This is a genomic window from Calidithermus terrae (assembly GCF_003574345.1).
Lineage (GTDB): Bacteria > Deinococcota > Deinococci > Deinococcales > Thermaceae > Calidithermus > Calidithermus chliarophilus.
Genome location: NZ_QXDL01000324.1, coordinates 1 through 3,100 on the forward strand (window position 1 = coordinate 1; position 3,100 = coordinate 3,100).

The window sequence follows — 3,100 nt, forward strand, 5'->3', positions numbered from 1 at the left end:
CCAGTCGCCCCCCCTCCGCCGCGGCACCAGCCCGCCGAACAGGTGCAGCACGTGGCCCTCGCCGTCGGCGTAGAGCACGCTGAACATCGCGTTCTGCTGCTTGCGCAGCGCGGTCTCGAACCCGGAGAGGTCGTGGGCCTTGCCCATCGCCCAGTACTGCTCGAAGACGCCGGGGATGGGGGCCACCTCCAGCCCCACGCAGCGCACCGCCACCGGGCGGCCGTTCTGCTCGCCCACCACCGGCCCGTGGACCGAGCGGCGCACCTCGAGCCGCTCCTCGCGCAGGCCCCCGTCGGGCTGGCGCACGCGGAGGGTCTGGTGCCCCACCTCGAAAGGCCGCCACCGCCCGTCCAGCCAGTAGCCCTCCCCCTCCGCCCGCAGGGCGTAGGCGTCCCAGCCCTTGAGGGTGTTGACGGTGTGGGCCCAGCCCAGGCGCGGGTTGAAGCCGTAGCGCAGCACCGGCCATCCCACCTGCGCCACGCCGTAGAGCTCGAGGCCCGGCGCGTTGAGGTGGGCCTCGAAGAAGGTGTGGTAGTCGCCCCAGTAGAGGTGGGGGTTGGCTAGCAGCAGGCTGTGCCCGCGCTCGGTGCGGCTCGCCGCCACCGCCCAGGCGTTCGAGCCCGCGACCCCCGTGCCCATCGCCGGAGCGTCGGGGAGGAGGTCGGGGATGGGGATCACGTCGTTGAAGGGCTCCCCCGCCGGCCGCTGCCCGCCGAGCGTGAGGTAGACGAAGTAGACCCGCTGGATGTGGGCGAAGAGGTCCTCCACCGTCACCGGCAGCACCCCCCGCACCTCGCGGGCGAAGTGCTCGGGGTGCGCCCGGGCGAAGGCGTTGACGCCCCGCACGAAGGCCTCGAGGTTCGCCCGCATCCCCGGCGACTGGGCCTCCGCCCACCGCGGCGCCCGCTCCGGGATGCCCATCCGCCGCAACAGCCGGTCGCTCGGCAGGTACTTCGGCCCGAAGTACTCCGCCCCCCGCCCCCGCGCAACCCCGTACAGCCTGAGCAGGAGGTCCCCGTGCGCCTGGGCCTGCGCCCAGCCGAAGGCGTAGAAAACCCCCACGTCGTCGGGGGCATAGACGTGCGGGACTCCCCAGGTGTCCCAGAGGATCTCGGTATCGGAAGCTGGCGTGGGCACGCCTCAGTTTAGCGGGGAACAGCAAGCCGTCAGCGAAAAGCAAGGGCTCGTGGCGTGTAGTGAAAGAAACCCTGCCCTTTCCCTCCCCGCGCGGGGAGGGGCTATCCCCCCTTGCCAAGAGGGGAACCAGGCGTCTCGCGTCTGGCGTTTTGCGTCTTGCGTCTCGCGTCTTGCGTTTTGCGTTTTGCGTACGGCGTAGGACGTACGACGTACGACCTGTGCTCGGCTATCAGCCATCCGCTCACTTCTGAAACGGCGTCCTGGGCAGCCGGTGATAAATCTGCGCGTCCCCGTTGTCGTAGACCCGGTTGTCCAGCAGCAGCAGCGGCTGGCGGAAGCGCCAGGCGGTGTTGTTGGCCTCCTGGGTGCTCGAGTACAGGGCGTGGTAAGCGCGGGGGTTGTAGTCGCCGGTGACGAGGTTGTTGTCGTTGGGCAGGCCCAGGCCGTGGTTCATGTACCACGCGTCGTTGAGGCGGGTGGTGCGCCCGGCGTAGAGCAGGCTGCTCTCCTCGTAGCGCGCCCAGGTGCGGATGGCCTGGAGCTCGGTGCGGGTGTACTGGAGCCAGAGGTTGGAGATGTGGGGGTCGAGGGTGGCCTTGACCACGCTGAGGAAGCCGAAGGCCGTCATCACCAGCGCCACCAGCACCCGGGTGCGCGGCCCCACCAGCCGGGTCAGGCCCAGCACGAAGACGGGGGCGGCGAAGAGCACGAAGTAGGTGTACATGCGCACCTGCAGGTTGCTGCCGGCCTCGAGGCCCAGCAGGTCCACGGGGATCGCCACCGCCATCTGGAAGCCGAAGGCGCCGTAGAGCGCCAGCAGGAACACGCGGGTGAGCGGGGCCTTGGAGTTGCGGAAGACCGTGGGGGCGAGCAGCAACATCCAGGTGAGGAAGGATACGCCGAAGAGGATCCAGCGGAAGGAGGAGATCACGCGGTAGCCCAGCACGCTCGCCCAGGGGTCCACGTCCTGCGTGTAGGGGTTGGACTCGGGCGTGAAGCTCAGGAAGAGGCTGGCCAGCTTCTCCACCGCCGTCTTGAGCAGGTTGAAGTTGTCCCCGGCCGAGGGGTAGATGTACCACATCACGATCAGCACCAGCAGCCAGGAAGTCGCGATGCGCAGCGTCAGGCGCTCGAGCGGCTTGCGGATGATGCCCCACTGCGAGGGGCGGAAGCGCAGGAAGACCCAGGCCACCACCACCGTGAGCGTGGAGGCGACGATGAAGGAGGAGCCGAAGAGCACGTTGAGCGAGGAGAGGGTGAAGGAGATGAAGTAGTAGACCGTCAGCCAGGCGGCGAAGAGCTTCCAGTTGCGCGCTTGGATCTCGAGGAAGCTCTTCAAGAGCGCGAGCGAGGCCAGCAGCGTGAGCGAGACGGTGATCTTCTCGTGGTTGCCGCGCGAGACCGTGAAGACGAGCTCGGGCACCAAGAACAGCACCGACGCCGCCAGCAGGCCCAGCCGGTCGCTGCCCAGCCAGCGCCGGTAGGCGCAGAAGCCGAACAGCGCCAGGAAGAGGTTGCCCACCATGGGCGTGTACCAGCGCATCAGCTCGCCCACCGGCAGCCCGGTGAGGTAGGAGAGCGAGGCCATCCACACCGGGTAGGCGTAGCCGTGGGGGTAGTTCTTGGGGTTGACGTCCTGGCTGAAGCTGCCGTAGTGCTGCAGGTTGGAGATGATGCCGCTGAAGGCCACCGAGTCGATCTCGGCCCACTGCCCGCTGTAGCGCAGGACGAAGTAGCCGCCGAAGGCCAGCCCGATCCAGAAGGCGTAGGTGAAGGAGGAGACCCGCAGGGGCTGGCGGGCGATGGCCCGCGGGGCCCACAGCAGGTCCTGCACGCGCTGGGGGAGGCGGGGCAGGTTCACGCGGCCTCCCTCCAGACCCGCCAGATGCCCAGCAGGCCCAGCATCAGCACCAGCAGCGCGAAGGGCGCGGCCAGGGGGTTGGGCGGCTGGGCGGTGAGGCGG

2 protein-coding genes are annotated in these 3,100 nt (G+C 69.1%); both read right to left on the reverse strand.

Translation table 11 applies throughout. From position 1 onward, the window contains the following. Positions 1-1,137: penicillin acylase family protein (locus tag Mterra_RS20130; protein ID WP_176582565.1), on the reverse strand; the 1,137-nt coding region annotated here is incomplete at its 3' end. Between the two features lie 241 nt (positions 1,138-1,378). Then, complete coding sequence (locus Mterra_RS20135) at positions 1,379-2,998, reverse strand: hypothetical protein (RefSeq protein ID WP_119316724.1); 1,620 nt, start codon at positions 2,996-2,998, stop codon at positions 1,379-1,381. Between the last annotated feature and the right edge of the window lie 102 nt (positions 2,999-3,100).